General features: G+C 66.7%; 21 protein-coding genes and 1 pseudogene. 9 read left to right on the forward strand and 13 right to left on the reverse strand.

Features of this window, described 5'->3' with window-relative positions; all coding sequences use genetic code 11:
* Positions 1 to 14 precede the first annotated feature (14 nt).
* Together NC4_RS25300 and NC4_RS25305 are read right to left on the reverse strand one after the other, a co-directional pair.
* Positions 15 to 632 carry a GTP cyclohydrolase II gene (locus tag NC4_RS25300; protein WP_067542954.1) on the reverse strand — a complete coding sequence of 206 codons (618 nt, stop codon included), beginning with the start codon at positions 630 to 632 and terminating at the stop codon, positions 15 to 17.
* 75 nt (positions 633 to 707) lie between these two features.
* The gene (locus NC4_RS25305) at positions 708 to 1679 is read right to left on the reverse strand and encodes a GlxA family transcriptional regulator (RefSeq protein ID WP_067542957.1); all 972 of its coding nucleotides are present in this window, start codon (positions 1677 to 1679) and stop codon (positions 708 to 710) included.
* A gap of 115 nt (positions 1680 to 1794) precedes the next feature.
* Here NC4_RS25305 and NC4_RS25310 point away from each other — a divergent pair, with 115 nt between their 5' ends.
* The 4 genes from NC4_RS25310 (at position 1795) to NC4_RS25325 (ending at position 4708) form a co-directional block, all read left to right on the forward strand.
* Complete coding sequence (locus NC4_RS25310) at positions 1795 to 2748, forward strand: NADP-dependent oxidoreductase (RefSeq protein WP_245721906.1); 954 nt, start codon at positions 1795 to 1797, stop codon at positions 2746 to 2748.
* 95 nt (positions 2749 to 2843) lie between these two features.
* A complete protein-coding gene (locus tag NC4_RS25315; protein WP_218021288.1) occupies positions 2844 to 3311 on the forward strand; it encodes a carboxymuconolactone decarboxylase family protein in 468 nt (155 codons plus the stop codon).
* A 3-nt stretch (positions 3312 to 3314) separates the two neighbouring features.
* On the forward strand, positions 3315 to 3629 hold the full coding sequence (locus NC4_RS25320) for a GNAT family N-acetyltransferase (protein WP_067542966.1): 315 nt from the start codon (positions 3315 to 3317) through the stop codon (positions 3627 to 3629).
* Positions 3626 to 4708, forward strand: coding sequence for a pirin family protein (locus tag NC4_RS25325; RefSeq protein WP_169814872.1), 1083 nt, complete (start codon positions 3626 to 3628; stop codon positions 4706 to 4708). Before NC4_RS25320 ends, NC4_RS25325 begins: the two co-directional genes overlap by 4 nt.
* Here NC4_RS25325 and NC4_RS25330 read toward each other — a convergent pair.
* Positions 4616 to 5452, reverse strand: a complete 837-nt coding sequence (locus NC4_RS25330) for a helix-turn-helix transcriptional regulator (RefSeq protein WP_067542969.1) — start codon at positions 5450 to 5452, stop codon at positions 4616 to 4618. The genes NC4_RS25325 and NC4_RS25330 overlap by 93 nt on opposite strands.
* A 101-nt stretch (positions 5453 to 5553) precedes the next feature.
* Here NC4_RS25330 and NC4_RS25335 point away from each other — a divergent pair, with 101 nt between their 5' ends.
* A complete protein-coding gene (locus NC4_RS25335; protein ID WP_067542972.1) occupies positions 5554 to 6561 on the forward strand; it encodes an aldo/keto reductase in 1008 nt (335 codons plus the stop codon).
* Positions 6562 to 6623: 62 nt separating this feature from the next.
* On the opposite strand, the gene NC4_RS25340 is transcribed toward NC4_RS25335, so the two are convergent.
* The 4 genes and pseudogenes from NC4_RS25340 to NC4_RS25355 all read right to left on the reverse strand — a co-directional run bounded on the left by NC4_RS25340 (position 6624) and on the right by NC4_RS25355 (position 9918).
* On the reverse strand, positions 6624 to 7094 hold the full coding sequence (locus tag NC4_RS25340) for a PaaI family thioesterase (protein ID WP_067542975.1): 471 nt from the start codon (positions 7092 to 7094) through the stop codon (positions 6624 to 6626).
* A gap of 74 nt (positions 7095 to 7168) precedes the next feature.
* A pseudogene (mqo, locus tag NC4_RS25345) lies at positions 7169 to 8683 on the reverse strand (malate dehydrogenase (quinone)).
* Between the two features lie 132 nt (positions 8684 to 8815).
* Positions 8816 to 9358: a hypothetical protein gene (locus NC4_RS25350; protein ID WP_067542978.1), complete on the reverse strand. Its 543-nt coding sequence runs from the start codon at positions 9356 to 9358 to the stop codon at positions 8816 to 8818.
* A 41-nt stretch (positions 9359 to 9399) separates the two neighbouring features.
* Complete coding sequence (locus NC4_RS25355; RefSeq protein ID WP_067542981.1) at positions 9400 to 9918, reverse strand: hypothetical protein; 519 nt, start codon at positions 9916 to 9918, stop codon at positions 9400 to 9402.
* 113 nt (positions 9919 to 10031) lie between these two features.
* On the opposite strand from NC4_RS25355, the gene NC4_RS25360 reads away from it, so the two are divergent.
* A complete protein-coding gene (locus NC4_RS25360; RefSeq protein WP_067543460.1) occupies positions 10032 to 10718 on the forward strand; it encodes a TetR/AcrR family transcriptional regulator in 687 nt (228 codons plus the stop codon).
* Here NC4_RS25360 and NC4_RS25365 read toward each other — a convergent pair.
* Complete coding sequence (locus NC4_RS25365; protein WP_067542984.1) at positions 10705 to 11262, reverse strand: CGNR zinc finger domain-containing protein; 558 nt, start codon at positions 11260 to 11262, stop codon at positions 10705 to 10707. The two genes, NC4_RS25360 and NC4_RS25365, sit on opposite strands and share 14 nt — an antisense overlap.
* Before the next feature lie 38 nt (positions 11263 to 11300).
* Here NC4_RS25365 and NC4_RS25370 point away from each other — a divergent pair, with 38 nt between their 5' ends.
* A complete protein-coding gene (locus NC4_RS25370) occupies positions 11301 to 12266 on the forward strand; it encodes an EamA family transporter (protein WP_067542986.1) in 966 nt (321 codons plus the stop codon).
* 93 nt (positions 12267 to 12359) lie between these two features.
* Entirely contained in the window at positions 12360 to 13046 is a 687-nt protein-coding gene (locus tag NC4_RS25375; RefSeq protein ID WP_067542990.1) for a DUF8020 domain-containing protein, read from the forward strand.
* A gap of 1 nt (position 13047) precedes the next feature.
* On the opposite strand, the gene NC4_RS25380 is transcribed toward NC4_RS25375, so the two are convergent.
* Positions 13048 to 13515, reverse strand: coding sequence for a hypothetical protein (locus NC4_RS25380; protein ID WP_157555205.1), 468 nt, complete (start codon positions 13513 to 13515; stop codon positions 13048 to 13050).
* A 110-nt stretch (positions 13516 to 13625) separates the two neighbouring features.
* Here NC4_RS25380 and NC4_RS25385 point away from each other — a divergent pair, with 110 nt between their 5' ends.
* Complete coding sequence (locus NC4_RS25385; RefSeq protein ID WP_218021296.1) at positions 13626 to 14564, forward strand: aldo/keto reductase; 939 nt, start codon at positions 13626 to 13628, stop codon at positions 14562 to 14564.
* A 179-nt stretch (positions 14565 to 14743) separates the two neighbouring features.
* Here NC4_RS25385 and NC4_RS25390 read toward each other — a convergent pair whose 3' ends face one another.
* From NC4_RS25390 to NC4_RS25405, 4 genes are all read right to left on the reverse strand, one after another.
* Positions 14744 to 18697, reverse strand: a complete 3954-nt coding sequence (locus tag NC4_RS25390; RefSeq protein ID WP_067543001.1) for a DNA-directed RNA polymerase subunit beta' — start codon at positions 18695 to 18697, stop codon at positions 14744 to 14746.
* 95 nt (positions 18698 to 18792) lie between these two features.
* Positions 18793 to 22275, reverse strand: coding sequence for a DNA-directed RNA polymerase subunit beta (rpoB, locus tag NC4_RS25395; protein WP_067543003.1), 3483 nt, complete (start codon positions 22273 to 22275; stop codon positions 18793 to 18795).
* A 523-nt stretch (positions 22276 to 22798) separates the two neighbouring features.
* Positions 22799 to 23500 (reverse strand): hypothetical protein, encoded by a 702-nt coding sequence (locus tag NC4_RS25400; protein ID WP_067543006.1) that lies wholly within the window; start codon positions 23498 to 23500, stop codon positions 22799 to 22801.
* Between the two features lie 13 nt (positions 23501 to 23513).
* Entirely contained in the window at positions 23514 to 24140 is a 627-nt protein-coding gene (locus NC4_RS25405) for an Rv1363c family protein (protein ID WP_084529764.1), read from the reverse strand.
* Positions 24141 to 24144: the final 4 nt, after the last annotated feature.

The raw sequence follows: 24144 nt of genomic DNA on the forward strand, positions 1-24144 counted from the left end.
GCGCCGCAACGGAGCTAACCGGCCAGACTGATGGTGTGGCCGGTGTGCTCGGCCTTGGCGCGCAGGTACCGTAGATTGTCCGGCGTGGAATGCACTCCGGTGGGCACGATCTCGCGCACGGACACACCGAGCGCGGACAGCTGGCGCGGCTTGTCCGGATTGTTGGTCAGCAAATCAACCTCGGAAATGCCCAGGGCCGAAAGCATTTGGGCGGCCGCGGTGTAGTCGCGCGCGTCCTCCGGCAGACCGAGGGCGGTATTGGCCTCGTAGGTGTCGAGCCCGGAATCCTGCAGCGCGTAGGCATCCAGCTTGTTGTAGAGCCCGATATCGCGGCCCTCCTGGCGCAGGTAGAGCAGGACGCCTCCGGCTTCGGTGATGCGCTCCACGGCCTCGCGCAACTGCGGGCCGCAGTCGCAGCGGGCGGACCCGAAGACATCGCCGGTGAGGCATTCGGAGTGCAGCCGGACCAGCGGCGTCGCACCGGGCTCGCCGAGGATCAGCGCGAGATGCTCACGGCCGTCGGCCAGGCCGTCGAAGGTGACCGCCAGGGCGGTGGTCGCATAACCGTCGGCGAAGGTCAGCGGGATCTGCACGCGGGTGCGCACACTCGCGGCGGCAGAAGAGAGGCTCATGGCTGCTCCGAATCGCAGGGAACCGTACTGATCAACACCGAACCAGCCCGTGTGAGCGGTTATTCCCCCGGTGATTCAGGCCACCCGGAAGGTGCGGCGATAGGAGTTCGGGGAGGTGCCCAGCACCGCGCGCATGTGCTGGCGCAGGGAATTGCCGGTGCCGAAACCGGCCCGGTGCGCGACCAGGTCGATGCTCAGATCGGAGTTCTCCAGCAGATCGCGGGCCCGGTCCAGGCGCTGCGCGGTGAGCCAGCGGCCCGGCGTGGTGCCGACCTCGTCACGGAAGCGGCGGGTGAAGGTGCGCACGCTGGTGCGGGCGTGGGAAGCCATGTCCTCCAAGGTGATCGGCTCCTCGAGGCGATCGAGCGCCCAGGCGCGGGTGGCGGCCGTGGACGCGACGGACGGAGCCGGGACGGGCCGTTCGATGAACTGCGCCTGACCACCGTCGCGCCAGGGCGGGACCACCATGCGACGGGCCGCGCGATTGGCCACCGCGGTGCCGTGATCGCGGCGCACCAGATACAGGCACAGGTCCACGCCCGCGGCGACACCGGCGGCGGTGAGCACATTCCCGTTGTCCACGAACAACACGTCCTCGTCGACGCGCACCCGGGGATAGCCGCGACGGAACTCCTCCGACCGCATCCAGTGCGTGGTGGCCTGCTGATCGTCGAGCAACCCGGCGGCCGCGAGCACATAGCTGCCGGTGCAGAAGGAGACCAGGCGCGCGTCCGGGCGAATCCGGGCCAGCGCCGCGGCCAGGGGCGCGGTCAGCGGACCGCCGGTGGGCAGCTCCCCGAGCTCCTCCATGGGCGGCAGGACCACGGTGTCGGCGGTCGCCAGGATCTCGGAGCCGTGCTCGACGGCCAGCGTCACCCCTTCGTAGGTGCGCACCGGCCGCCCGTCGAGGCTGCACATCAGGACCTCGTACAGCGGATCGCCGTCGTAGTCGTTGGCGAATCCGAAAACCCGATTGGGAATGCCGGTTTCGAAGAGCGGGACGGACTCGAGGGCGAGCACGACCACGCGATGAGGCGGGACGGACATGGCCAGATCCTGTCATATGTTGTCCAAATGGTCAGTACCGGCGACCTCCCCGGCCGGGCAATCTGGTCTCCGCTCGCCCCGACCGGGGCGGTTCACCGGAGAAAGGGAATCAACTGTGACCAGCGGAGAGACAATGCGCGCCATGGTCGTTCGGGAGTGGGGCGGTCCGGAAGCCATGACCCTCGAGGACATCGCACGACCCGAACCCGGATTCGGCGAGATCCTGGTGCGGGTGCACGCGGCCGGTGTGAATCCGGTGGATTGGAAGACGCGGGCCAGCGGGGAGCTCATTCCCTGGGGCGAGATTCCCATCCTGGGCTGGGACGTCTCCGGCACCGTCGTGGCGGTCAGCCCGGGCGTCACGCTGTTCCGGCCCGGCGACGAGGTCTTCGGCATGCCGCACTTCCCGAAGCAGGCGGGCGGTTACGCGGAGTATGTGGTCGCGCCCGCACGGCATTTCGTGGCCAAGCCCGCCCGGATCGATCACGTGCAGGCCGCCGCGCTGCCGCTGGCCGCGCTCACCGCGTGGCAGGGACTGGTCGACACCGCCGATCTGCGGCCCGGGCAGCGGGTGCTCATCCACGCCGCGGCGGGCGGGGTGGGACATCTCGCGGTGCAGATCGCCAAGGCGCGCGGGGCGTATGTGATCGCCACGGCGCGCGCCGAGAAGCACGAATTCCTGCGCGGTCTCGGCGCGGACGAGGTCATCGATTACAGCGCAGTCGATTTCGCGGAGGTCGCGGGCGAGGTCGACGTGGTGCTGGATGCCTTCGGCGGTGACTACGGAACGCGGTCGCTGCCGCTGGTGCGCCGCGGTGGATATCTGGTGTCGCTGCCGGGTCCCGATACCGTGCCCGATGCCGAGGAAGCCGCGGCCCGGGACGTGCACATCGGCTGGACCGTGGTCGAGGTCGATGTGGCCAGCCTGCGCGCCATTGCGGACCTGGTGGACAAGGGCGAACTGCGCGCCGAGATCGATACCGTGCTGCCGCTGGCCGACGCCGCGAAGGCGCACGTCCACGGCGAGACCGGCCGGGTGCGCGGCAAGATCGTGCTACAGGTTCTCTGAGGGCGGAAATACCCGCTTTCACCCCGCTGTTCGCAAACCGGAGGGCACGGTTCGTTTTCTCGGCTTACGATGCGTCCACTATGCAGTCGCCCGTAATGCACGACCGGATCTGGTTGGACAAACAGAATCCAGAGGTCTTCCACGCGCTCAACAGCGTCGCGCTGGCAGTGCGCAATGCCGCCGCCACAGTCGATCTGGGGCGGGCGGTGATGGAATTGGTGAATGTGCGCGTCTCCCAGTTCAATGGCTGCGCCTTCTGCTTGGACGTGCACTACCAGGCGGCTCGCGATGCCGGAGTCACAGCGCAGCAACTGGCGGTGCTGGCGGCCTGGCGGCGCAGTCCGACCCTGTTCACCGAACAGGAACGGGCTGCCCTGAGTCTGGCCGAAGCGGTCACCGCGCTTCCTGATGAGGGAATCCTCGAGCATGAGTATGCTGCTGCGCGGCAACAGTTGTCGGATGACCAGATATCTGTCCTGATCTGGGCTGCGACCACGATCGGCGCTTTCAATCGAGTATCGATCATGAGCAAACATCCGGTGCGGGTGTGGAAGGAGAACTGAACAATGAGCGAACAGGCCGTGGCGGCCGCCGTCGTTCGTAACGACGAGCAACACCGATACGAGGTGTGGTACGGAAACTCGCTCGCCGGGTTCGCCGAATACCGGGAGCGCGAGGACGGGGACACCGTCTTCATCCACACCGAGGTGGACAGCGCCTTCGGCGGTAAGGGGCTCGGCAATCTACTCGCCCACGACGCCGTCACCGATGCGATCGCCCGCGGTCGCGCCATCGTGCCGCGCTGCCCGTTCATCAAGAGCTGGTTGGACAAGCATCCCGAATACGACGAGCACGTGGTCGGCAAGGGCATCAAGCGATGAGTGACCTGGAGTCGAAGCCGGAGGAGTCGCTCTGCGAATCCTCCGGTCGGCCGGGACCGCGCGCCGCGTTCTTCCCCGCACGGGAGGTACCGCTCGGCGGCGTGCGAGGGGTGACCGTGCATCGGTCGCTGCCGCAACGCGATCTGCCCACCGTGGGCGCGTGGTGCTTCCTGGACAACTTCGGCTCCGGTTCCGCCGCCAAGCCCGAAGGGCACGATATCGACCCGCATCCGCATATCGGATTGCAAACGGTCACCTGGCCCCTGGACGGCCGCATCCGGCACCGCGACAGTGTCGGCTCGGATGTGGAGATCCGGCCGAGGCAGCTGAACATCATGACCTCCGGACGCGGTATCGCGCATTCGGAGCACCGGGTGCCGGGCCATCAGTCTGGCCGCGGACTCCAGTTGTGGATCGCGCTACCCGATGAAAGCCGGTATGTGGCACCGCATTTCGAGCAGCACCGGGATCTGCCGGAATTCGCAGCGCCCGGCCTGCGCGGCACCGTGCTCATCGGTGAACTGGCCGGAGCCAAATCTCCCGCCACCGCCTACACCCCCATCGTCGGCGCGGACCTGCGTCTGGAACCCGGTGCGGCGGTATCGATTCCGCTGAATCCGGATTTCGAGCACGCCCTGCTGGTCGTCGACGGCGCGATCACCTCCGACGGCACCCCCGCCGCACCCGAGAGCCTGCTCTACCTCGGTAGCGATCGCCCCGAAATCCATCTCACCAGCGCCGTCGGCGCGCACGTCCTGTTCCTCGGCGGCGAACCGTTCGGCGAGGACCTGGTGATGTGGTGGAACTTCGTGGCCCGCACCCACGAGGAGATCGAGTCCGCCCGAACCGATTGGGAGAACCACGATCTCGCCCGCTTCCCCGATATCGCGGGCCACACCCCCGACCAGCGCATCCCCGCCCCGCCGCTCCCCGCCGCTCCCCGGCCTCCACCTGAAGCCGCGCAAGCGCCGCTGCTGACCTCCACTTCAGTGGGGGGTGAGGGACTGGGTACCGATTACGCGCAGGAGGTCGAGCTTCTCCTGGGTGTCGGTGCCGGGTTTGGGGTAGTAGACCAGTAGGTAGCGGGTGGCGCTGGCGGTGAGCAGGGGTTCGCAGATCAGTTCCAGCAGGCCCACTTCCGGGTGGATCACGCGTTTGTGGTGGCCGGTGCGGTCGCCCACCTCGTGCTGTTGCCAGAGGTTGTCGAATTCCATACTGGCGGTGCGTAATCGGGCCACCAGTTCGGCGATGTCGGCGTCACCGGCGCGGCGGGCGGCGGTGGCGCGCAGGCCGGCGACGTGTTTGTGGCTGAGCGGGTCGCGGTCGGCTTCCGGGAAGTGCGCGCGCTCTCCGGGTCTGGTGAACCAGATCCAGGGGATGCAGCGATCCAGGCCGCGGGCGTGGGTGAAATCCCCGGACAACAGGATGTGCATGCGGTTCTGGACCAGGACCTCGCCCATATCGGAGACGACGCAGGCCGGGGTGTCGTCGAGTTTGGCCAGTACATGCAGGATGCCGGGACCGACATGGGTGTCGCCGTGCGCGGGCGGCTGCTGACCGCTCAGGTGATAGAGGTGATCGCGTTCGGTGTCGGTCAGGCGCAGGGTGCGCGCCAGAGCGGACAGCACCTGGGTCGACGGGCGCGGGCCGCGAGCCTGCTCCAGGCGGGTGTAGTAGTCGGTCGACATGCCCGCGAGCATGGCCACCTCGTCGCGGCGCAGACCGGGGGTGCGGCGGCGCAGGCCCGGGGGCAGGCCGACCGCGGCCGGTTGCAGGGCCTCGCGGCGGCGGCGCAGGAAGTCGGCTAGTTCGTCGCGGTTCACCGTTCCACTGTCCCGCACCGGTGCCGCGCGATCCAGGGATTGCCGATCCCCCGATGGGTTGTACCTGCTATTTCCCGGTCCGGCGGCGCACTGTGGGAGCCATGACGAAGAACATCGACACCGTTGCGCTCGGCAAGACCGGGCCCGCTGTTTCCCGCATCGGCCTCGGCGCGATGGGCATGTCCGGCATGTACGGCGCCAGCGACGACGCCACCTCCATCGCCACCGTGCACGCCGCCCTCGACTCCGGCGCGACCCTCATCGATACCGGCGACTTCTACGGCATGGGCCATAACGAGTGGTTGCTGCGCGCGGCGCTGGCCGACCGCAAGCGGGAGGACTACCAGCTCAGCGTGAAGTTCGGGGCGCTGCGCGGACCCGACCACAGCTTCGGCGGCGTCGATACCCGGCCCGCGGCCATTCGCAACTTCCTCGCCTATTCGCTGCAGCGGCTGGGCGTCGATCACATCGATGTCTACCGGCCCGCACGGCTGGATCCGAATGTGCCGATCGAGGAGACCGTCGGCGCCATCGCCGATATGGTGCAGGCCGGGTATGTGCGGCATATCGGGCTCTCCGAGGTGGGCGCGGAGACGCTGCGGCGCGCCGCCGCCGTGCATCCGATCGCCGATCTGCAGATCGAGTACTCGCTCATCTCGCGCGGTATCGAGGCCGAGATCCTGCCTGTCGCATGCGAACTCGGCATCGGGATCACCGCCTACGGCGTGCTGTCGCGGGGGCTGCTCAGTGACACGCTGCGCGGCGGAACAGCCTTGGCCGCCAATGACTTCCGCTCGCACAGCCCGCGGCTCCAGGGCGAGAACCTCACCGCCAACCTGCGATTGGTGGACGCGCTCGCGGAGATCGCGGCCCGGCACGACGTGAGCGTGGCGCAGCTCGCCATCGCCTGGGCGCTGTCCCGGGGCGAGGACATCGTGCCCGTCATCGGCGCGCGGCGACCCGAACGCTGGAACGAAGCCGTTGGCGCACTGGATATCCGGCTCTCCGATTCCGATCTCGCCGCCATCGAGGCCGCCGCGCCCGCCGACCGGGTCGCGGGCGACCGCTACGACGCCACGCAGATGGCCGTGCTCGACAGCGAGCGCTGAGCCGTCGCTGCGGCAGCGGCCCGATGCACATCCCCATGCATCGGGCCGCTCGACTGTCCGGACTACTTCCTGCGGGGCCGGATGACGGCGGTGAACGCGGCTGTCGCGACGGCCTTTCCGGTGTTGTCGGTAATGCTCACCGGCACCACGAGCTCGAACTCGGTGCGGGACTCGATATCCGCGCGGGTCTTGGCGATGGTCTCCGCCGACAGTTCCGAGGTGGCCAGGAACGGGCCGTTCTCACCCTTGGCCCGGGCCAGGTATTCGATCTTGCCGTCGCGGGCGACGATGAAGGTCTCCCCCATCAGATCCACGATGCCCGAGATGGACGCGCCCATGGCGGCGGTCTCGGCCAGCCCGAAGAGCACGGCCGCGTGCAGATCGCCATTGTGATTGAGGTGCTCGGGCTTCGGGGCGATGTGCACCAGATTGCGGCCGCTGGCGAATTCCACCGCCTCGATGCCGGTGTACTGGATGAAGCCCAGCTTCTTGAACCCGGCCATCACCAGATCACCCATGGTGGCGCTGTCCATCGCATCTCCTGTAGCCCGAGAAATTGAAACGTGTTCTAAATTTCATACCGGCTACGGGAGGGCTTTGTCCACGGTTACCCGGAGACCGGCGCGGCCAGGCCGAGCGTTTCCGCCGTGCGGGTCATGGTGTAGCGCGCGAACTTGGGGGCGGCGGCCAGCGGGCGGCCGAAGATGGGGATGAGTTCGCGCAGGATGGTGGTCCAGTAGTGCCAGCGGTGCGGGAAACTGCGTTCCAGCAATTCGAGCAGAATGGCCGGGGCGGTGGAGGCGCCGGGTGAGGCGCCCAGCACCGCGGCTATCGAACCGTCCTGTGCGGCCACCACTTCCGTGCCGAATTGCAGTACGCCCTTACCGGTGACCGGATCGCGTTTGACGATCTGGGCGCGCTGACCGGCGGTGATCATGGTCCAATCCTCGAGGTTCACGCTCGGCGCGAAGTCGCGCAACATGGCCAGCCGCTTCTTGCGGGTCGCGGTGACCTGCGAGACCAGCAGCCGGATCAGGTCGAGATTGTCGGTCATCATTCCGGCCAGCGGGCCGATATTGTGCGAGCGCAGCGAGGCGGGGGCGTCGAATACCGATCCGTTCTTCAAGAACCGCGGATCGATTCCCGCGTAGGGACCGAACACCACCGATCGTCTGCCGCCGATCACGCGGGTATCCAAGTGCGGCATGGACATCGGCGGCGCACCGACGGGAGCCTTACCGTAGACCTTGACATCGTGCCGGTCGACCACCGAGGGCAGGTCGCACCGTAGGAAGCGACCGCTGACCGGTAGCAGTCCGTAGCCGCGGGTCTCCGGAATCCCGGCCTTCTGCAAGAGCTTCAGCGCCCAGCCGCCACTGCCCGCGAAGACGAACCGGGCATCGACCTTGTAGGTTAAGCGGTCCCGATCGGTCCAGTGGTGCACCTTCAAAAGCCAGGATCCGTCATTGTTCTTGCGCATCCCTCAGACCTCGTTGCGGCGATGCACCGCCACGCCGGATCGTTCGAGGTAGTGGATCATCTGGCCGGTCAGCGTGCCGAAATCGATATCGCTGCCGGTGATGTCGTGGGTGGCGGCCAGGGTTTCACCACCGTCGCGCTCCGCGGTCAGCAGCGGCGCCCACTCACCGATCTGCTCGGCCTTGTCGCTGAACCGCATGGAGGCGAACAAGGGGTGCGCGGACAGGGTTTCGTGCCGGTGGCGCAGAAAGTTCACATCCGCCGCGCCGCGCACGAAGGTCATATGCGGCATCGGATTGATGAATGTCTCCGGCTTGCGCAGGATTCCGGCCTCGACCAGCGTCGCCCACAGCTGCCTGCTCAGCTGGAACTGCTCATTGACGGCAATGGCCTTACTGATATCGATGGAGCCGTCCGGCTTTTCGCCGGTGTAGTTGAGCTCACACAATCCGGCATGCCCGGTACCGGCATTGTTCCACGCCGCCGACGCCTCCTGCGCCACCTCGGGCAGTCGTTCGAATATGGCGATCGACCAGGTCGGCTCGAGATGCCTGAGCAGCATCCCGAGCGTCGCACTCATGATTCCGCCGCCGATCAGCGCCACATCATAGGGACGCGCAACCGGCTGCGTCTTGGCCATCATGGTTCTTCAGACCCCCGTAGGACTCGTACAGCGTAGGGGCACGCTAACACCGGACAGTTACACGCCGACCCGCCGATACACCGCGAGAGCCCCGCCCGGAGTCGGGCGGGGCTCTCGCGGGGGTGGTGGGGTTCAGGCGAAGTAGGCGGTGGCGGCGGGGGTCAGCAGGACGATGAGGACGGTCAGGGAGCCGAGGGTGGCTAGGAGGAAGCGGGCCGGGATCAGGAGGCGCAGCCAGGAGGGGAAGCCTTGCTTCGCGGCGGCCAGGACGGGCGGGACATCGATGGTTCGCGCGGCCGGGTCTGAGGATCGGGCGAAGGCGGCTCGGGTGTATTGGACGGCGAATACCTGGCTGGTGGTGATGAATCCGACGACCAGCAGTATCAGGGCGGTGCCGATCAGTGAGATGAGGCGGGCAGTGCCGGTCAGGTTCAGGGCTACCAGGGCGATCAGGGTGGAACCGACCGCGATGGCGAAGGCGAACTCCCAGGGCTCCTCCTTGAATCGAATGCCGTGGCGCGCCAGCACGTCCGGGGTGTGGCCCTGCCGGATGACCTCCGATTCGGCGGCCAGTTGGGCCTTGGCTCCGGTGAACCAGACGGTGATCGGGATGACGAACATGAGGGTGGCGAGCAGGCCTTGCAGGATGGCGGCGAGGACGAGGGTGGCGGGCATGGCGGGTCTCCAAGGGTTCGGTGCGGGAAAAGCGTTGCGGGTCAGGCGAAGGCGAGGACGGCCAGGCCGAGCAGGGAGCCGCCGAAGACGAGGGTGTTGCGGAGGGTCTGCAGGGTCCAGGTCCAGTTCGGGAAGCCGGATTCGGCGACCTTGATGAGGGTGCGGACGTCGATGCGGGCCAGTTCCGGATCGTTCTTGCGGGCGAAGGCGGCGGTCACCGACTGCACGGCGGTCAGGTTGCTGTAGACGATGACGCAGTTGGCCAGGAACAGGCCGCCCAGCACCACCCAGTTGACCGGGCGCATCCACTCCACGCCCGCCAGATTCAGTCCGGCCATGATGACCAGCAGGGTGGCGATACCGCCGGGAGCCCACCACTCGTGGCCGCTGGCATCGAAGCGCATGCCGTTCTCGCGCAGCGCGGTGGTGCGCACGCCCTGGCGGGCCAGTTCGCCTGCGGCCTTGGCCATGGCCGCGGTGCCGTAGCGGTTGCGGACGATCGGCATGCTCACGAAAGCGGCGGCGGCGACGAGCTGGACAGTGGCGACGATGGTGTTCATGATTCCCTCTTCTTCTTGAACTTTGTGCAAGAACCATAACCTGGCACTTGAACTAAGTGCAAGAGATTTCTTGAACTTTGTGAAAGTGCCTGGTGAGCGCCTATGGTGTGGGCATGGCACGCGATACGCTCACCCGGGAGCAGATCGTCCGAACCGCCATCGAGCTCCTCGATGAGGAGGGCCTGGACGGACTCAATATGCGCAGCCTGGGCAAGCGCCTGGATGCGGCCGCCACCGCCATGTACTGGCATGTGAAGAACAAGGACAATCTGGTCCGGCTGGCCACCGACGAGGTGTGGGGCGAGATCGAACTACCGGATATCGACTTCCTGGAATGGCGCACCGCCACCGAGGCCGTGGCCTTCGGCATGTACGAGATGATCATGCGGCACCCGTGGATCGTGCAGGCGCTCTCGGGGTATCTCCTCTACGGCCCCAACAAGTCCCGCCACGACGACCTGGTCCTGGACCTGTTCGAACGCGCCGGGTTCAGCGAGATCGAAGCCGATCAGGCCGCGGCGAGCATCTTCATGTTCGTGCTCGGCAATGCGGTGGGCGCGGCGGCCAATGTGTCGCTCAATCGCAAACTGAGCCGCGACGGCGGCAATGCCGAGGCCCGCATGAACGAGGCCATGACCGAGGCAATGGATGTGGCGAAACAGTTCCCGCGCTTGCGGACTCGCATCGAGCGCGCCGCCGCGACCGACTACAACGCCACCCCCGACAGCAGCTTCGAATTCGGCCTGACGCTGCTGCTCGACGGCCTCGGCGAACGACTCGAGGAGATCAGCTCGCGGTAGCGGATCTGCCGCCCCGGCTCTTGCGGGCGCGGTAGGCGGCCACGGCATTGCGGTTGGTGCAGGCGGTGCTGCAATAGCGCCGAGAACGGTTGCGGGACAAGTCCAGAACTATGCCGTCACAGGTTTCGTCGGCACAGATGGACAGGCGAGTGAGATCGTCGGCGCGAATCAGGTCGATCATCGCCATGGCCGTCTCCACGGCAATGCGCACATCGAACGGAGCGTCCGGCGGTACGGCGTGGATGTGGTAGTCGAGGTCGTCGTGGCGGACCAGGCGCGGGACCGCTCGGTGGGTGGCCAGAATGTCGTTGACCAGGTCGACGGCGGCATCACGGTCGGCGGTCAGGAGGCGGCGCATGGGAGCGCGCGTGGCGCGGACCGCGGCGAGCTCGGCGGCATCGCCGGTGCGCGCGCCCGTGTAGCCGTGCCGGACGAAAAAGTCTTTCAGCTGAACGGCTTCGGTCATCGTGTCCGGATCCTCGGCCGAGTTCACCAGTTCCACCGCAACGGCCAGGGCTGCGCCGGTGTCATTGGCAAAATCCATGTTGACAGATTACACCCCCGGGCTTAGCGTCATTAGTCATGACGACGATGACTCATGACACGCCAGTTCGGAACCATCTTCGAACCGGGCTGCTCTTCGCCCTCCTGTCGGCATCGTCGTTCGGTCTGTCCGGGCCGCTGGCGCGCGGGCTGATGAATGCGGGGTGGAGTCCGGCGGCGGTGGTCACCGTGCGCGTGCTGCTGGGCGGCGTCGTGCTGCTGCCGATCGCGCTGTATCAGCTGCGCGGAAACTGGGATCTACTGCGCCGCAATGTTTCTCTGCTGTTCGGTTACGGCTTGCTCGCGGTCGCGGGCGCGCAGCTGGCCTACTTCAATGCCGTCGCGCACATGGATGTGGGCGTCGCCCTGCTCGTCGAGTACACCGCGCCGGTCGCGGTCATCGTCTGGTTGTGGCTGCGCCACGGGCAGCGGCCCGGCCGCGTCACCGTCCTCGGCGCGCTGATCGCCGTCGTCGGCCTGATCCTGGTGCTGGACCTGATCTCCGGCGTGGACACCAGCTGGATCGGTATCGCCTGGTCGCTCGGCGCCATGGTGGGCGCCTCCGCGTACTTCATCCTGTCGGCCCAGGGCGGCAATGACGTGCCCGGTTCGGTGCTGGCCACCAGCGGCCTGCTCATCGGCGGCCTGGCCATTCTGATCGCCGGGCTGGCCGGGGTCGTCCCCATGCGCGTCGCCGCGGCCGAGGTGAGCTTTCAAGGCTTCACCACCCAATGGTGGGTTCCCGTCATCGCATTGGGCGTGGTGACGGCCTCGCTATCCTACATGACCGGCATTGCGGGCGCGCGGCGGCTCGGCTCTCGCCTGGCCTCCTTCGTCGCCCTCACCGAGGTCCTGGCGGCCATCGTCTTCGCCTGGGCGCTGCTCGGCCAGACCCCGCGCCCCATCCAATTGCTCGGCGGCGCACTGATTCTCCTCGGCGTCATTGTCGTCAAGCTCGGCGAACCGGCGGAAGACGACGCGCAGGAGGAACTCACCGCGGCCTAGGCGCATTTGCGCCGCACGACTTTCGATCTCTCCCCGATGCGGGTACGTTCTTCGGCAAACTCGGGTCCGCAGACCCGCAACGGGAGAGACATCATGATGGGATTCACCAAAGCGGTTGCGCCCGCGCTGGTTTGCGTAGCGGCCGCGATCGGTGCCGGACCGGCCACCGCCGCCCCGGCACCGGAACAGCCAACCCTGAAAGTCACGGGCACCGACCACAATATCGGCTATCAGGTGGCGCTGACCGAGGACAAGCGCGCCGCCGTCAGCACCCTGCAGGCGGGTCGCTTCCTCGCCACCTGGGACGGGGAGGCCGTGCTCGTCACCGATGACGCGGGACTCGAAGTCGCCACGCTGCCTTTGAAATACAACGTGGCGGGGCAGACCCTCGAGCTGGCCCCGGCCATCGAGGACGGCGGCCGCCGCCTCACCCTGACCCCGGCCAACCAGTCCGAGACCCCGCTGCGCGATATCAACGCTCAGCAGCAGTTCTTCGACGTGGTGCAGGCCAATCTGCCCGGTGTGCTGACCGGTGCCGCCATCGGCGGCGCGATCGGCTTCGTGCTCGGTTTCCCCGCGGGGCTGTTCGTGCTGGACTTCATCACCATCCCGATCACCACCACCGTGGGCGCGATCATCGGCGCGGCCATCGGCCTCCAGCAGTCCGGCGGCCAGCCCGCCGTGGACGCCGCCCTCACCTACGCCGAATCGCTGGTCCCCGGCGCCGCGAATGTCGTCCGCCCGGGCTTCGAAGCCCTGCCGGAACCCCAGCCCCGCTGAGCTATTCGACGAAGCGCAGCGAATTGATCGCCATGGCGTTGTCGGTGTAGTACCAGTCACCGTTCATCGCCATGGCGAGCTGGAATTGCAGCACATGCCCGCTGCCGGGTCCGGAGTCCACGACCCACAATGTATTCGGCAGTCCGGTCACCAGACTCACACTGCCATCGGACCATTCGAACCGCCCCGAGGTGTGCGCACCGAAACCGCGCCACGGCAATTCGGCCCGGAACCGGCCGGAAGCAATGCCGGGCAGCAGCGAACTGACACAGTCCCAGACCTCCCCCGTGCGCCGCACGCTCTGCCCCGCACTCCCGGTCCCCGGAATCCGCTCCCCGGTCAGCACTCCGCCACGATGGCAGCCGCCGAGTTCGCCCTCGGGCGGTGTCGCGCCGACCGCGCCGGTCGCCGCGATCCATACCAGCGCGCTACCCAGCGCCATCCCGGAGATAGTGCGAATTCTGGCCACGTCAACCCCTCCTTACAGCAGCGGTCAAGCTGTTGACCAGCATAGACCCGGCGTGTAGCCGACGATCCGGAATGACCGAGGCCCGCCCGCCGTTCACCTCGTGCATGACTCTGCGCAAGCTCGGTTCCTCCGATCTGCTCGTCCACCCCCTGAACCTCGGCGGCAATGTGTTCGGCTGGACCGCCGACGAGGCCGCCAGTTTCGCGGTCCTCGACGCCTATGCCGCCGCGGGCGGCAACTTCCTCGATACCGCCGACTCGTACTCGCATTTCGCCCCGGGCAATCACGGCGGCGAATCGGAGACGATGATCGGCCGCTGGCTGGCCGCTCGCGGCAATCGTGACGACATCGTGCTGGCCACCAAGGTCGGCGCGCACCCGCAGTTCAAGGGCCTGGCCCCGGCCACGATCAAGGCCGCCGACGACGCGTCCCTGAAGCGCCTGGGCACCGACCGAATCGACTTGTACTACACGCATTTCGACGATGGGACGGTCCCGGTCGAGGACATCATCACCACGCTCGATCAGCTGGTGCGGGACGGAAAGGTGCGCCAGATAGGCGTTTCCAACATCACCCCCGCCCGCCTGCGCGCTTCCTTGGAGTTCTCCGACCGCGAAGGCCTGGCCAAATACGTCGCCATCCAGCCGCACTACAACCTGATGTCCCGCGACACCTACGAGGGCGAGAAGGCCGAACTCGCCGCCGCGCACAACCTCTCGGCCATGCCCTATTTCGCCCTCGCCTCCGGCTTCCTCACCGGCAAGTACCGGCCGGGCGGCCCCGCCGTCGACAGCAGCCGAGCCCAGGGCGCGGCCTCCTACCTCGAAACCGAGCGCGGCCGAAAGGTTCTCACCGCCCTCGACACCGTCGCCGCCGCCCACGACGCGGAACTCGCGACCGTCGCCCTGGCGTGGCTGGCCGCCCACCCGACCGTAGCCGCTCCGATCGCCAGCGCCCGAGCACCCGAGCAACTCCCGGCCCTGCTGGCGGTGACCGACCTGACCCTCACCGATGCCGAGATCGCCGAGCTGACCACAGCCTCCGCCTGATCACTCCGCACCCGCGATCGCTCGACCGCCCACTCCCCAACGGCATTCGCCCCGCTCCACCCGGCACACCGCCCCAACGCATTCAACCTCCGCTCCGCCGAGCACACCACTCCCCCAACGCATTCGGCCCCCCGCTCCGTTCAGGAGCGGGGGGCCGAATATTTTTGCCTTGCTAAGGCTTAGCGGTAGTCGCTGAAGCCGTAGTCGTCCAGCGGCACGGCGGCACCGGTGGTGGTGCCGAAGCCGTCCGGCGTGTAGTAGGTGTCGTCGTAGGACGGCACCGCGTACGCGGCCTGGCGGGCTTCCTCGGTGGGCTGCACCTGGATGTTGCGGTAGCGGTTGATACCGGTACCGGCCGGGATCAGCTTACCGATGATCACGTTCTCCTTCAGGCCGATCAGCTTGTCGGAGCGGCAGTTGATCGCGGCGTCCGTGAGCACGCGGGTGGTCTCCTGGAAGGAGGCCGCCGACAGCCACGAATCGGTCGCGAGCGACGCCTTGGTAATACCCATGAGCACCGGACGACCCGAGGCGGGCTCGCCGCCCTCGGACACGACGCGACGGTTCGAGCCCTCGAACTCGGCGCGCTCCACCAGCGAACCCGGGAGGAACTCGGTCGCACCCGAATCGATGATGGTGACCCGGCGCAGCATCTGGCGGACGATCACCTCGATGTGCTTGTCGTGGATGGACACACCCTGCGAGCGGTACACCTCCTGGACCTCGTGGACCAGGTGGATCTGCACCTGACGCGGACCCATGACGCGCAGCACCTCGTGCGGATCGGCGGAGCCCTCCAGCAGCTGCTGGCCGACATCCACATGATCGCCGTCGGCGAGCAGACGCTCGGAACCGTCCTCGTGCTTGAACACCCGCAGACGCTGACGCTTCGACAGCTTGTCGTACACGACCTCGTCCGAACCGTCGTCCGGAATGATCGTGATCTTGTAGAAGCGATCGTCGTCTTCCAGACGCACGCGACCCGACACCTCGGCGATGGGGGCCTTGCCCTTGGGCACACGAGCCTCGAAGAGCTCCTGCACGCGGGGCAGACCACCCGTGATGTCGTCACCGGCGACACCACCCTGGTGGAAGGTACGCATGGTCAGCTGGGTACCGGGCTCACCGATGGACTGCGCGGCGACGATACCGACGGCCTCACCGATGTCGACCAGCTTGCCGGTCGCCATGGAGCGGCCGTAGCAGGTGGCGCAGACGCCTGTGCCGGTGGTGCAGGTCAGCACGGAGCGGACCTTCACCTCGGTGATGCCGGCGTCGAGCAGCGCCTCCAGGACGGGATCGCCCAGGTCGTGGCCCTTCTCGACCACCACATTGCCCTTGGCGTCGACCGCGTCGGCGGCCAGAGTCCGGGCGTAGGTGGAGGTTTCGACGTGCGCATCACGAATGATGGTGCCGTCGGCCAGCTTCTCCGCGATCGGGACGACAATGCCACGCTCGGTGCCACAGTCAGTCTCGCGCACGATAACGTCCTGCGACACGTCCACCAGACGACGGGTCAGGTAACCCGAGTCGGCGGTGCGAAGCGCGGTGTCGGCCAGACCCTTTCGCGCACCGTGGGTGTTGATGAAGTACTCGAGAACGGTCAGGCCCTCACGGAAGGAGGACTTGATCGGCCGCGGGATGAACTCACCCTTCGGGTTGGTAACCAGACCCTTCATACCGGCGAGGGTACGAGTCTGGGTGAAGTTACCGGTCGCGCCCGAGTCGACGATCGTAATGATCGGGTTGTCGGCCGGGTAGTGCGCGCGCAGCGCCTTACCGACCTCTTCGGTCGCTTCCTGCCAGATCTTGACCAGGGCGTTGTTGCGCTCCTGGTGATCGAGCGCACCACGCTGGTACTTCTTCTCGATCTGATCCGACTGCGCCTCGTAGCGCTCCATGATCTCCGCCTTCTCCGGCGGAACGAGCACGTCCGACATGGAGACGGTGACACCGGAACGGGTGGCCCAGTAGAAGCCCGCGTCCTTCAGCTTGTCGACGGTCTGCGCCACGACGATCATCGGGTAGCGCTCGGCGAGATCGTTGATGATCGCGGCCTGGCGCTTCTTCGGCATCGGCTCGTCGATGAACGCGTAGTCCGCCGGGAGCAGATCGTTGAAGATGACCCGGCCCAGCGTGGTCTTGATGGTCCACGCATCGCCGCGCTGCCAGCCGTTCGGGAACAGCTCGGCCTCGGTCTCCTTCGGCGGGCGCTGATCGGTCAGGCGAACCTTGATCAGCGAGCGCACGGTGAGCTCGGCTCGGTCCGCGGCCATCTGCGCCTCGGCGGGCGAGGAGTAGACGCCGAACTCGGCCTCGTCCTTGGTGGCGGCCCGGTACTCGCCCTTGGCGCCCTCTTCCAGGCGGGTCAGGTAGTACAGACCGGTCACCATGTCCAGACGCGGCATGGCGAGCGGGCGACCCGACGCCGGCGACAGGATGTTGTTCGAGGACAGCATGAGGATGCGGGCCTCGGCCTGCGCCTCCGCCGACAGCGGCAGGTGCACGGCCATCTGGTCACCGTCGAAGTCGGCGTTGAACGCCTCACACACGAGCGGGTGCAGCTGGATGGCCTTGCCTTCGACCAGCAGCGGCTCGAAGGCCTGGATACCCAGGCGGTGCAGGGTGGGCGCGCGGTTCAGCAGCACCGGGTGCTCGGCGATGACCTCTTCGAGGACATCCCACACCTGGGGACGCTGACGCTCGACCATCCGCTTGGCGGACTTGATGTTCTGCGCGTGGTTGAGATCCACCAGACGCTTCATGACGAACGGCTTGAACAGCTCGAGCGCCATCAGCTTGGGCAGACCGCACTGGTGCAGCTTGAGCTGCGGACCGACCACGATGACCGAACGGCCGGAGTAGTCGACGCGCTTGCCCAGCAGGTTCTGACGGAAACGACCCTGCTTTCCCTTGAGCAGATCGCTCAGCGACTTCAGCGGGCGGTTACCCGGACCGGTGACCGGACGGCCGCGACGGCCGTTGTCGAACAGCGCGTCGACGGACTCCTGAAGCATGCGCTTCTCGTTGTTGACGATGATCTCGGGCGCACCCAGATCGATCAGTCGCTTCAACCGGTTGTTGCGGTTGATGACGCGGCGGTACAGGTCGTTCAGGTCGGAGGTCGCGAAGCGGCCACCGTCCAGCTGCACCATCGGGCGCAGCTCCGGCGGGATCACCGGCACGGCGTCGAGGACCATGCCCATGGGCGAATTGCCGTTGGTCTGGAACGCGGCCACGACCTTCAGGCGCTTCAGAGCACGCAGCTTCTTCTGGCCCTTGCCCGTGCGAATGGTCTCGCGCAGGTTCTCGGCCTCGGCCTCGATGTCGAAGTTCTCCATGAGCTTCTGGATCGCTTCGGCACCCATGGCGCCGGTGAAGTACTCGCCGTAGCGGTCCTGCAGCTCGCGGTAGAGCACCTCGTCAACGATGAGCTGCTTGACCGACAGCTTGGTGAAGGTGGTCCAGATCTCGTCGAGACGATCCAGCTCGCGCTGGGCGCGGTCGCGCAGCTGACGCATTTCGCGCTCGCCGCCGTCCTTGACCTTGCGGCGGACGTCGGACTTGGCGCCTTCGGCCTCCAGCTCGGCCAGATCGGCTTCCAGCTTCTGCGCGCGGGCCTCGAGATCGGCATCGCGCTGATCGGCGACCTGCTTCTTCTCGACCTCCATCTCGGCCTCGAGAGTGGAGAGCTCGTTGTGGCGCAGCTCGTCGTCGACGCCCACGATCACGTAGGCGGCGAAGTAGATGATCTTTTCCAGATCCTTCGGAGCGAGGTCGAGCAGGTAGCCCAGCCGCGACGGCACGCCCTTGAAGTACCAGATGTGGGTGACCGGAGCGGCCAGCTCGATGTGGCCCATCCGCTCACGACGCACCTTGGCGCGAGTCACCTCGACGCCACAGCGCTCACAGATGATGCCCTTGAAGCGGACGCGCTTGTACTTACCGCAGTAGCACTCCCAGTCCCGGGTGGGACCGAAGATCTTCTCGCAGAAGAGGCCGTCCTTCTCCGGCTTCAGCGTGCGGTAGTTGATGGTCTCCGGCTTCTTGACCTCGCCGAACGACCAATTGCGAATGTCTTCGGCGGTCGCCAGGCCGATCCGGAGTTCATCGAAGAAGTTGACGTCTAGCACGTAACTTCCTTTCCCCTGTTCGGGTTGAGTATGAGCAAAAGTTCGCTAAATCCGTTGCCCGGGAAGGTCTCTCGACCTTCCCGGACCGATCGCTCTTACTGCGCCAGGTCGTCGACCGTCGCAGCCTCGTTGCGGGACAGGTTGATACCCAGGTTCGCCGCAGCGCGCTCGAGGTCTTCGTCATCGCCGTCTCGCATCTCGATGGCCGCGCCGTCCGAGGACAGCATCTCCACGTTGAGGCACAGCGACTGAAGCTCCTTCAAGAGCACCTTGAACGACTCCGGAATACCCGGCTCCGGAATGTTCTCGCCCTTCACGATCGCCTCGTAGACCTTCACGCGGCCCACGACGTCGTCGGACTTGATGGTGAGCAGTTCCTGCAGGGTGTAGGCAGCGCCGTACGCCTGCATGGCCCAACATTCCATTTCACCGAAGCGCTGACCACCGAACTGCGCCTTACCACCCAGCGGCTGCTGCGTGATCATGGAGTACGGGCCGGTCGAACGCGCGTGGATCTTGTCGTCGACCAGGTGGTGCAGCTTCAGGATGTACATGTAGCCCACGGCCACCGGATACGGGAACGGCTCGCCGGAGCGGCCGTCGAGCAGCACCGCCTTACCGTCGTCGTTGATCATCCGCTCGCCGTCGCGGTTCGGCAGGGTGGAACCCAGCAGACCGGTCAGCTCGTCCTCACGCGCACCGTCGAACACCGGGGTGGCGATATTGGTGTCGGCTTCCTGGCCGAGCATCTCCTCCGGCAGGTTCTTGGCCCAGTCCGGAGCGCCCTCGACCTGCCAGCCGGTCTTGGCGATGTAACCCAGATGGGTTTCCAGCACCTGACCGATGTTCATACGACGCGGCACACCGTGGGTGTTCAGGATGATGTCGACCGGGGTGCCGTCCGGCAGGAACGGCATGTCCTCGACGGGGAGGATCTTGCCGATGACGCCCTTGTTGCCGTGCCGCCCGGCGAGCTTGTCGCCGTCCTGGATCTTGCGCTTCTGGGCCACGTACACGCGGACCAACTCGTTGACGCCCGGGGGCAGATCGTCGTCGTCGCGCGAGAACACGCGCACGCCGATGACCTTGCCGGACTCACCGTGGGGCACCTTCAGGGAGGTGTCGCGGACCTCGCGGGCCTTCTCACCGAAGATGGCGCGCAGCAGGCGCTCCTCGGGGGTCAGCTCGGTCTCACCCTTCGGGGTGACCTTGCCGACCAGGATGTCGCCGTCGCGAACCTCGGCGCCGATGCGCACGATGCCGCGCTCGTCGAGGTCGGCCAGGACCTCGTCGGAGACGTTCGGGATATCCCGGGTGATCTCCTCGGCGCCCAGCTTGGTGTCACGCGCGTCGATCTCGTGCTCCTCGATGTGGATCGAGGTGAGCACGTCCTCTTCCACGAGGCGCTGCGACAAGATGATCGCGTCCTCGTAGTTGTGGCCCTCCCACGGCATGATCGCCACGAGCAGGTTCTTGCCGAGCGCCATCTCACCGTTCTCGGTGCAGGGGCCGTCGGCGAGCACATGCCCGGCCTCCACGCGCATGCCCTCGTCCACGATCGGACGCTGGTTGGCGCAGGTGCCCTGGTTGGAGCGCTCGAACTTGCGCAGGCGGTACGAGCGGCGGGTGCCGTCGTCGTGCATGACGGTGATGAAGTCGGCCGAAACCTCTTCCACTACACCGGCCTTCTGGTTCACGACCACGTCACCGGCGTCGACGGCGGCGCGCAGCTCCATACCGGTGCCGACCAGCGGCGACTCGGAACGGATCAGCGGCACGGCCTGACGCTGCATGTTCGCGCCCATGAGGGCACGGTTGGCGTCGTCGTGCTCGAGGAACGGAATCATGGCGGTCGCGACCGACACCATCTGGCGCGGCGAGACGTCCATGAAGGTCACCTCGGCCGGGGCGACGTACTCCATCTCCTCATTGCCGCGGCGGGCCAGGACCTTGTCCTCGAGGAAGTTGCCGTCGCGGTCGACCGGCGAGTTGGCCTGGGCGCGGACCTCGCGGTCCTCCTCGTCGGCGGTGAGGTACTTGACCTCATCGGTGACGCGGCCGTTCTCGACCTTGCGGTACGGGGTCTCGATGAAACCGAACGGGTTGACCCGCGCGTACACCGAGAGCGAGCCGATCAGGCCGATGTTCGGGCCTTCCGGGGTCTCGATCGGGCACATGCGGCCGTAGTGCGAGGGGTGGACGTCGCGGACTTCCAGACCGGCGCGCTCACGGGACAGACCACCCGGGCCCAGCGCCGACAGACGGCGCTTGTGGGTCAGACCCGAGAGCGGGTTGTTCTGGTCCATGAACTGCGACAGCTGCGAGGTTCCGAAGAACTCCTTGATCGCGGCCACCACCGGGCGGATGTTGATCAGGGTCTGCGGCGTGATGGCCTCGACGTCCTGGGTGGTCATGCGCTCGCGGACGACGCGCTCCATACGGGAGAGGCCGACCCGGATCTGGTTCTGGATCAGCTCGCCCACGGTGCGCAGACGACGGTTGCCGAAGTGGTCGATGTCGTCGACCTCGACGGGAACCTCGGCGCCGCCCGGAGCGGTCATGAGGCGATCGCCCTGGTGCAGGCGGACCAGGTACTCGATCGTGGAGACGATGTCTTCCTTGGTCAGCACCGAACCCGTGACCGGCTTGTCGAGGTTCAGGCCCAGCTTCTTGTTGACCTTGTAGCGGCCGACGCGGGCCAGGTCGTAGCGCTTCTCCTTGAAGAACAGGTTCTCCAGCAGGGTCTGCGCGGACTCCTTGGTCGGCGGCTCGCCCGGACGCAGCTTGCGGTAGATGTCCAGCAGCGCCTCGTCCTGACCGGGGGTGCTGTCCTTCTCCAGGGTGGACATCATGATCTCGGAGAAACCGAAGCGCTCGGTGATCTCCTCGGCGGTCATGCCCAGCGCCTTCAGCAGCACGGTGACCGGCTGGCGACGCTTGCGGTCGATACGCACACCGACGGTGTCGCGCTTGTCGACGTCGAACTCCAGCCATGCACCGCGGGACGGGATGACGCGCACGGAGTGCAGCGTCTTCTCCGTGGACTTGTCGATCGACTCGTCGAAATACACACCCGGCGAACGGACCAGCTGCGAGACGACCACGCGCTCGGTGCCGTTGATGATGAAGGTGCCCTTGTCGGTCATCATCGGGAAATCGCCCATGAAGACCGTCTGAGACTTGATCTCACCGGTGTTGTTGTTGATGAACTCCGCGGTGACGAACAACGGCGCCGCGTAGGTCATGTCCTTGTCCTTGCACTCCTCGATGGAGGCCTTGACCTCTTCGAAGCGCGGGTCGGAGAAGGACAGGGACATGGAACCGGAGAAGTCCTCGATCGGCGAGAGCTCCTCGAGCACCTCCTCGAGACCGCCGTACGGATTGACGTCGCCGCGCGCCGTTGCGCGCTCCCGCCAATCCGATGCGCCGACGAGCCATGCGAATGATTCGGTTTGTAGATCGAGAAGGCCCGGAACCTCGAGAGGCTCACGAATCTTCGCGAAAGACACCCGCTTCGGGGCTCCGGGAATACCGGCCTTGGTCTGGGTGGAGACTGCCAAGATGCGTCCTTCCAGCACCTCACGCGCGTCGCGTGGTGGTCCGCGACCGTCGCTTGTCTGCTACGAATTCGGCTGGGTACGACCCGAACGAAACCCGAACAGCAAACAGCGGAAGTAACACCGGAAGGTGGAACTTTCGTCGATGCGATCAAGGTATGGACAGGAGGCAGCCAGCGCAACGTCCAAAACTACACCCAAACCTACGGGGGTGTCAAAGTACCACCCGCGGTGATCCCCGGAGGGCTAACGCGCCGAAGCGTGTCCGTGACGATGTCCACACCGTTCACAACGGTGATCCGAACCGTCTCGCGACAGTGCCGGAGCCGTCTCGCGACGATGTCCGTACCGTGTGCCGACCGGTCCCCGGCGTCCGCTGGCTGCGATGTGCCGGGCCTCGTCGGCGTCTGTTTCCCCTGTGACAGCCGCCGCTGTTGTGAATAGCGTGACGGCTCGGGCGAGACTCGTCAAGTGGCGGTATCGCTTGACAAATCGCGGAATCCCCTGCCCCGCTACAAGATCACCGCGCGACGTCGCGCAATGCCTACTTGTCGGCGATCTCCGAGGCCAGCCAGGTGCCGTCTTTCTTCTCCATACGCAGCACGATCGGGCCCGAGGCCAGGGGCTGGGGGTTGCCGTCCTTGACCGCTTCGATATTCAGGTTCACCAGCAATTCGGCGCGGTCGCCGGTCAGCAGCGTCACACCGATGGGGTCGGCGGTGGCCTTGGTGTCGGTCTGGGTCTGCTTGATGGCGTCGATGCCGGTGTCGAGGGTTTTGTCGGCATTGAACTCGTCGAGCATCTTGCCGGTCATGACCTTGCGGGCATTGTCGCGGAACTGGTCGATACCCTTGGCGTCGTAGCCGTAGATGGTGGTGAGCGCATGCTGGGCGGCGGCCTTCACCTCATCGGTGGCACCATTGTCGACATAGGCCAGATTGCTGTCGTCGGCGCCCGGGCGCAGGAAACCGACCACGGCGACGAGCGCGAGCACGACGGCCGCGCCACCGCAGATGGCCGCGGTGCGCCAGCTCTTGCCGGAGGCCGACGCCTCGGGCGCGGGCTTCGGGCGAGCCGCCTTCTTCATCCGGACGAGCGAGGCGCCCGATTTCGCGGGCTTGTCCGCGGCCGCGGACGGACGCTTGGTGGTCTGGAGGTCGTCGGCGGTGACACGGTTGCCCGCATTGCGCTGGGCGGCCGGGCGGCGCTTCGAGGTGACCCGGTTGACGGGGCGTTTGTTGGCCATGGTCGCTCCCCTTCTAATTGCCCGGAGCCGGGGCCGGTTCGGTGGTCGGCGCGGGCGCTCGGGTGGCGGGCTGCTGTTGCAGGGCCGCGCCGCCGGAGTCGAGCTGGATGGGCTCGCCCAGATTCTGCGCCTTCTCGGCCTTCCAGGTGTCGCCGACCTTGACCATGTCCAGGGACCAGGACTGTAGGAAGGTGGCGGGCTGGCCGCCGGGCCAGCTGCGGGTGATCTTCAGGACGACGAAGGCCCCGGCGTGATCGAGTTCGCTGTTCAGCGAGGTCAGCGAGGAGCCCTCGACGGTCGCGGACATGCGCGTCTTGGCCTCGGTGACCTGCTGCTTGAGCGAATCGAGATCCTTGGTCTGATCGTCGTGCAGCTGGCCCGTGGTGGACGAGATCATGGTCTTCAGCGAACCGTCCACATCGTCGGGGTCGAACGACATGAGGTTCACCGCGGCCTGCTGGGCATCGCTGAGCGCGGCCTCGCGGGCCTGGGCGCGGGGGCGGTCGTGCAGGAGTCCGTCCACGATCCAGGTGCCGCCGAACCAGGCCGCGGCAATGGCCGCGATCGCCAGCAGGCCGATCGCGGCCAGGGTCACGGGATTGCGGTTCGCACCCTGTTCGCTGTCCTTTTGCTGGCTCACGCCG

Source organism: Nocardia crassostreae (assembly GCF_001613405.1).
GTDB classification, from domain to species: Bacteria; Actinomycetota; Actinomycetes; order Mycobacteriales; family Mycobacteriaceae; genus Nocardia; species Nocardia crassostreae.

What these genes read in the sequence shown, in the direction of transcription:
- NC4_RS25355 (WP_067542981.1), bottom strand. Translation starts at nt 9,918, where the DNA reads ATGAACACCATCGTCGCCACTGTCCAGCTCGTCGCCGCCGCCGCTTTC.
- NC4_RS25300 (WP_067542954.1), bottom strand. Translation starts at nt 632, where the DNA reads ATGAGCCTCTCTTCTGCCGCCGCGAGTGTGCGCACCCGCGTGCAGATC.
- NC4_RS25365 (WP_067542984.1), bottom strand. Translation starts at nt 11,262, where the DNA reads ATGGATTTTGCCAATGACACCGGCGCAGCCCTGGCCGTTGCGGTGGAA.
- NC4_RS25320 (WP_067542966.1), top strand. Translation starts at nt 3,315, where the DNA reads ATGAGCGAACAGGCCGTGGCGGCCGCCGTCGTTCGTAACGACGAGCAA.
- NC4_RS25370 (WP_067542986.1), top strand. Translation starts at nt 11,301, where the DNA reads ATGACGACGATGACTCATGACACGCCAGTTCGGAACCATCTTCGAACC.
- NC4_RS25360 (WP_067543460.1), top strand. Translation starts at nt 10,032, where the DNA reads ATGGCACGCGATACGCTCACCCGGGAGCAGATCGTCCGAACCGCCATC.
- NC4_RS25325 (WP_169814872.1), top strand. Translation starts at nt 3,626, where the DNA reads ATGAGTGACCTGGAGTCGAAGCCGGAGGAGTCGCTCTGCGAATCCTCC.
- NC4_RS25315 (WP_218021288.1), top strand. Translation starts at nt 2,844, where the DNA reads ATGCACGACCGGATCTGGTTGGACAAACAGAATCCAGAGGTCTTCCAC.
- NC4_RS25335 (WP_067542972.1), top strand. Translation starts at nt 5,554, where the DNA reads ATGACGAAGAACATCGACACCGTTGCGCTCGGCAAGACCGGGCCCGCT.
- NC4_RS25400 (WP_067543006.1), bottom strand. Translation starts at nt 23,500, where the DNA reads ATGGCCAACAAACGCCCCGTCAACCGGGTCACCTCGAAGCGCCGCCCG.
- NC4_RS25305 (WP_067542957.1), bottom strand. Translation starts at nt 1,679, where the DNA reads ATGTCCGTCCCGCCTCATCGCGTGGTCGTGCTCGCCCTCGAGTCCGTC.
- NC4_RS25340 (WP_067542975.1), bottom strand. Translation starts at nt 7,094, where the DNA reads ATGGACAGCGCCACCATGGGTGATCTGGTGATGGCCGGGTTCAAGAAG.
- NC4_RS25375 (WP_067542990.1), top strand. Translation starts at nt 12,360, where the DNA reads ATGATGGGATTCACCAAAGCGGTTGCGCCCGCGCTGGTTTGCGTAGCG.
- NC4_RS25350 (WP_067542978.1), bottom strand. Translation starts at nt 9,358, where the DNA reads ATGCCCGCCACCCTCGTCCTCGCCGCCATCCTGCAAGGCCTGCTCGCC.